Here is a 5834-nt window from a genome sequence, read left to right as displayed (position 1 = left end):
GGACTGGCGTCCCCGCCGCCGTTCGTACGACAACACCGATCCGCACCCAACCGCCGATAACATAGGGCCGGCGGGTGTTTTTGCCCGAAGACCTCCCGCCGAAGGGAGGTCTGCGGTATGCAAAAACCATGACGGCCCGGCGGGCGGGATTGAAACCCCGCCCTTACAGGTATTCGCTACGGAAAAACCCAGGCGCCGGTCGCGACCGGTGCCTGGGGGTTTACTCGCTGATGGACTACTCGTCGTCTTCCGCGGTCTCCGATTCGGCCGGTTCGGATTCCGGCTCGCTCGGGGCGGCGGAACCGGCGCCGGACAGCTCGATCGACTTGACCCGCAGCCAGGTGTAGGGCTGCTTGTGGCCGAAGACGCGACGGTAGCGCTTGCGGCGCTTGAACTTGATGCCCTCGACCTTGGGCGCACGGCCCTGGAGGGCGATCTCGGCCACGACACGGGCACCCTCGAGGCTGGGCCGGCCGAGGTGATAACTCTCGCCGTCGTAGGCGAAGAGCACCTCGTCGAAGACCTTTTCCTCGCCGGGCTCCAGCGGCAGGCGGTCGACGCGGAGCAGGTCGCCCTCGGCGACGCGGTGTTGCTTGCCTCCGCTGTTGATGACGGCGTACATCTGCTTCCCTCCGACAATTGCCAAACAGTTTGTGGATAAAGGATCCAGCGACCCTTGAACGCTAGCGAAGGCGTATTGTACAACAGTCGGGTGGGTATGTAAAGGCCGGACTGGAAAAGGCTTGAGATTATCACGACGGTGGATTAAGCTTGAGCGGGTTGTGTTTACTATCGACTGCAACCATGCCCGCGACAGCAACCGGCGCGCCGCCTTCCCGCGGCGACGACCGTCAACGATCTTACATCCCGACCGACACGACCGCCGCCGCAACCGGCGCTACCGTCGTCGGCTCGAGGCAGGAGGTGCCAAACAATGAACATCGCCGGTTACATCAAGGCCGAGAACGTGATCCTCGAAATGAAGGCCGATTCCAAGCCCGCGGCCATCGCCGAGTTGGTGGAGAACCTGGTGGAAAGCGGTCGACTCGAGGAGGCCGGCGAGTTGATCGAGGCTGTCACCGCCCGCGAGGAGCTCTGTACCACGGGCCTGGAGAACGGCGTCGCCATCCCCCACCCCCGCCACGGTCAGCCACACCTGATCGACGGCCTGGCCATCGTCATCGGGCGCAAGCCCAAAGGCCTGGACTTCGCCAGCATGGACGGCAAACCGACCAAGCTGTTCATCCTGCTCTGTGCCGAGTCCGACACCGTACACCTGCGCTCCCTGGCCCGGCTCTCCCGCCTGGTCAAGGACGCCGAGCTACGCAAGAGCATCCTCGAGGCCGGCAGCGCTGAGGCCGTCGTCGAGCTGATCAAGGAAGCCGAGCATAGTTTGGAGTAACCGTACGATCGGCCGTAACGCGTGATCGTTTTAGCTGTTTAAAAGAGGGAGGACGGCCTCCCTCTTTATTATCGCCCGTGGATAAGGTGGGAATGGAATACCCGACGCCGGGCATCCGTCGGCGTTTTACTCGACCGGCGGGGTGGGTTATAATCCCCCAGACTATGCGGTCCGACACCCCCTGGAGGTCGCCGACGATGCGCAGAGCCCTGATCCTGTTCCTCACAGTCCTGCCGCTGGCCCTGGCCGGCTGCAAGAAGGAAATCCCCTCCCCCGTGGTGGATCTGGTCAGCCCCCGGGAGGGCGAAGTACTCGAGGAAGACGGCGAGTTGACCTTCACCGTCACCGCCCCCGAGGGACAACTGAACCTCGTAGATGTGCGTATCGACAACGCTCCGGTGCGTTTCCCCGCCACGGAGCTGCGGACCTTCGCCCGCTTCAGCGTGCCCCTGCCGCTGCGTGAACTCGGGCCGGGACCCCACCTCATCCACATCGCCTGCGAGGCCGTCGAGGACGAAGCCCGTTCCAGGATCGACGTCGTCCGTGCCTTCAGCATCGTGCTGCCGCCGGCCGAACTCATCGAGGCGGCCTTGCTGCCGCCCCGGGTCGAACAGGGGCAGCCCTTCGCCATCGACTTGACCTTCGATGCTCCGGTGGTAGAGGCCTCGGCGACCCTCTTCGACCGCACCTTCCCCTTCTACCCCCGCAGCGAAACCGAGTGGCGCGCCCTGGCCGGCTGCCGGCTGCTGGCCCAGCCCGGCGATAACGCCCTGAACGTCACCTTCACCGATCAGACCGGCGAGACCACCGTCGAGGAACTGATCCTGGGTGTCGACAGAGGCGACTTCGAAAGCTACTACATCCAGCTCTCACCTTCGGTCGAGGCCAAGCTCGACCCGGAGATCATCGAACGCGAATCGGCCCGCACCCGGACCGTCGTCTCCGAATACACACCGGAGCAGCTCTGGGAGGAAGACGGCTTCGTCCGCCCCGTCTCCGGTCGGGTGACAAGCCCCTTCGGTCAGCAACGCACCTACTCCAACGGCTCCTCCGGAGTCCACATCGGAGTGGATTTCTCCGCCGCCGAGGGCGACCCCATCGGCGCTACGGCCCGGGGCCGGGTGGCCATCGCCGAGGAGATGATCGTCCGCGGCGGCTTCGTCTGCATCGACCACGGACGCGGTCTGTTCAGCCTCTACAACCACCTCTCCCGGATCGACGTCCAACCCGGTCAACTCGTCGAGGCCGGTCAGCAGATCGGCCTGGCCGGCTCGACGGGCGTGGCCACCGGACCCCACCTGCACTTCGAGATCCGGCTGACCACCTGGGCCGTCGACCCCTTGAGGATCATTGCCGCCCCGCCGAGTTTCAAGTGAGCAATATCCCGGCCCCGCGTCCATTACGATTGCGCCGCCCGGCGGCCCGACCCGGAAAAACAAGCCCCGGGACGGCGAACCGCCCGCCCAACCCCCGGCGCCGGAACTGGCACGGTTTTTGCGGAGGCGAACCGTTATCCTCGTTCTAACGGTCGCCGAGATGCAAAAACCGTGCCAGTTCCGGCGCCTTGAGCTCCGGTGCCGGCGCGGGACAAGCGTCGTTTTTCCGGGTCGGGCCGCGAAGCCTTCGAATAACCAACGACCTTCCAGCGATAAAGCAAGCGGTAACCATGAGTCGACGAGCCTTGACCATCCTGCACCTGGACGCCGGCCGGGGCTGGCGCGGCGGACAGCGCCAGGTCCTTTTTCTGGTGCGGCACCAGACGGTGGAGCAGCGCTCGGCCCTGCGGGTCGAGGCGGCCTGTCCGGCGGGGTCGCCCCTCGCCGGGCGCCTGGCCGAAGCGGACTTCGCGACGCGGGACTTCGCCGTGCGCAACGCCCTGGACGGTCGAGCAGTGCGTCGGTTGCTGGAGCTGATCGAGTGTGTCGAGCCCGCCGTCGTCCACTGTCACGACTCCCATTCCCACAGTGTCGCCTACCGGGCGGCGGGTCGTTTGGGTGTGGACCGGCCGCGCATCCTGGTCACCCGCCGGGTGGCCTTGCATCCCGGTCGGGGGCCGTTGACCAGGCTCAAGTACCGCTCCCGGCGGATCGATCGCCTGGTCGGCGTCTCGCGTTACGTTACCGGGGTGCTGCGCTCCCTGGGCGTGCCCGATGAGCGTCTGGCCACGGTTCACAGCGCCGCCGCCGTGCCGCGGCCCGGCTTCCGGGAGGCGGGCCGCCGGTTGCTGCGCGGGGAGTTCGGTGTCGCTGACGAGGAGCTGGTCATCGGTGCCGTGGGGGCCTTCACCCCCAAGAAGGGCCAGCGCTTCCTGGTGCGCGCCGCGGCGTGGATCCGCCTAAGGCGGGAAGATGTCCGCTTCTTCCTCGTCGGTGATGGTCCCCGGTTGGAGGAGGCGCGCGGCCTGGCCGCCGAACACGGTCTCGGCGAGCGTGTTCTGCTGCCCGGTTGGCGCGAGGACGCCGACACCCTGCTGGCCGGTTGCGATGTCTTCTGTTCCCCGGCGTTGATCGAGGGTATCGGCAGCACCAACCTCGAGGCCCTGGCCCATGGTCTGCCCGTGGTCGCCTCGGCCGTCGGCGGCATCCCCGAGGCCGTCGTCGACGGCGAGACGGGGCTGCTGGTGCCGCCGGGCGACGTCAACGCCCTCGCCGGGGCTCTGCTGCGGCTGATCGACGATCCCGAACTGCGCCGGCGCCTGGGCGAGGGGGGCCGCCGCCGCTTCACCGCCGAGTTCAGCATCCCCCGGATGGCCGAGCGCTATCTGACGTTGTACCGTGAACTGACCGCTGAATGAACCTTTGGGCCGACCGTGGCGTATCAAAGCAACGGCCGCAACCGTCCGCGATGGAAAAAACCGGCCGGGACCGCTATACTGTCCAAACTCGGCCGCGGCCGCGGCCCGTCGAAAGGTTTTGATGATGTCACCAATGAAGAAAAGCACCCTCGCGGGTATTCTGCTGCTCAGCCTGCTTATCGCGCTCCCCGCCGTTGCCGAACTACCCTACGGCGTCGGCGAGAAGCTGATCTACAGCGTCAGCTACGAGGACACCATGGCCGGTGTCTGCGTGATGCGCGTCGAAAAGCTGGTCCGTTATCAGGGCACCGAGGCGCTCAAGCTGACCATGGACATCGATTCCTCGGCGGCCTTCAGCGACTTTTTCTACGTCAAGGACCGGATGGAGTCCCTGTTCGATCCGGAGCGTCTGGCCAGCCTGCGTTACGAGAAGCACCTGATCGAGGATACCTACACCGCCGACGAGGTGCTGTACTACGATCAGGAGGCCAACACCATCACCTCGGCCACCAAGGTGCGCAACGGCATCGTCGCCAACGGCTGCGACGCCCTGGCCGCCTTCTACCACGTCCGGGCCCACGACATCCACGAGGGCGCCGATCTCAGCTACCCCTACGCCGACGCCACGCGCAACGAGATCGTCGAGATCACCGTCCTGGGGCGCGAGACCATCACCGTTCCCGCCGGCACCTTCGACTGCTACAAGCTGCGCCCCGAGCTCCAGGAGGAGACCGGTATCTTCAAGGAGGAGGGCACGCTTTACATCTGGGTCTCCGCCGACGAGCATCAACTGCCCATCCAGATCGTCGGCAACACCTGGTTCGGCAAGATCCACGCCCGCCTCGAGCGCTACGTCCTGGCTGACTAACCTTCGCCGACCAAGGAAGGAAACACCATGCGCCGGATTCTGACCGCCAGCCTCCTCGTCGTTCTCCTCTGCACCGCGGGGACGGCTTTGGCCGACGACATGCCTTTCAACGTCGGCGAGAAGATCATCCTCTCCGCCTCCTACGGCGACATCATGGCCGGCGTCGCCGTGCTCAAGGTCGAGAAGTGGGTCCGCTACCAGGGCCGCGACGTGCTCAAGCTGACGATGAAGCTCGACTCCTCGAGCGCCTTCAGCGACTTCTTTTACGTTCAGGACCGCGTCGAGAGCCTGTTCGACCCCGAGCTGCAAGCCTCGCTGCGCTACGAGAAGAACCTCCTCGAGGGCGACTATGTCGAGAAGGAAATCCTCTACTACGACCACGAGGCCCATACCATCACCTCGGCCGCCGACGTCCGCACCGGCATCGTCCACGGCGGCTGCGACACCCTCGCCGTGGCCTACAACATCCGCTACAACGACATGAGCGTCGGCTCCTCCTTCACCTTCCCCTACGCCGACGCCACCCGCAACGAGAACGTCACCGTCGACGTCGTCGCCCGGGAGATGGTCACGGTCCCCGCCGGGACCTTCGAGTGTTTCAAGCTCGTTCCCGACCTGCGGCCCGAATCCGAGGTTCTCGAGGACGAGGGCGAGGAGTACAAGCTCAGCCGCGTCCACGGCAAGATCTACGTCTGGGTGACCGCCGACGAGCGCCGCATCCCGGTCAAGATCGTCGGCCGGAGCTGGTTCGGCGAGGTCGTCGCCCAGCT

At 65.8% G+C, this 5834-nt stretch carries 6 protein-coding genes; 5 read left to right on the top strand and 1 reads right to left on the bottom strand.

Features of this window, described 5'->3' with window-relative positions; all coding sequences use genetic code 11:
• Positions 1 to 235: 235 nt before the first annotated feature.
• A complete protein-coding gene (gene rplU, locus GF399_04425; protein ID MBD3399559.1) occupies positions 236 to 622 on the bottom strand; it encodes a 50S ribosomal protein L21 in 387 nt (128 codons plus the stop codon).
• A 312-nt stretch (positions 623 to 934) separates the two neighbouring features.
• Between rplU and GF399_04420 the strand changes: the two genes are divergently transcribed.
• The 5 genes from GF399_04420 to GF399_04400 all read left to right on the top strand — a co-directional run.
• The gene (locus GF399_04420) at positions 935 to 1402 is read left to right on the top strand and encodes a hypothetical protein (GenBank protein MBD3399558.1); all 468 of its coding nucleotides are present in this window, start codon (positions 935 to 937) and stop codon (positions 1400 to 1402) included.
• Between the two features lie 92 nt (positions 1403 to 1494).
• A complete protein-coding gene (locus tag GF399_04415) occupies positions 1495 to 2778 on the top strand; it encodes a peptidoglycan DD-metalloendopeptidase family protein (protein MBD3399557.1) in 1284 nt (427 codons plus the stop codon).
• Positions 2779 to 3068: 290 nt separating this feature from the next.
• A complete protein-coding gene (locus tag GF399_04410; protein ID MBD3399556.1) occupies positions 3069 to 4196 on the top strand; it encodes a glycosyltransferase in 1128 nt (375 codons plus the stop codon).
• A gap of 121 nt (positions 4197 to 4317) precedes the next feature.
• Positions 4318 to 5064, top strand: coding sequence for a DUF3108 domain-containing protein (locus tag GF399_04405; protein ID MBD3399555.1), 747 nt, complete (start codon positions 4318 to 4320; stop codon positions 5062 to 5064).
• A 27-nt stretch (positions 5065 to 5091) separates the two neighbouring features.
• Positions 5092 to 5834: DUF3108 domain-containing protein (locus GF399_04400; protein ID MBD3399554.1), on the top strand; the 743-nt coding region annotated here is incomplete at its 3' end.

The sequence above is a fragment of the Candidatus Coatesbacteria bacterium genome, assembly GCA_014728225.1.
In the GTDB taxonomy this organism is placed as follows: domain Bacteria; phylum RBG-13-66-14; class RBG-13-66-14; order RBG-13-66-14; family RBG-13-66-14; genus WJLX01.
This window is presented reverse-complemented; position numbering and strand designations above follow the sequence as displayed.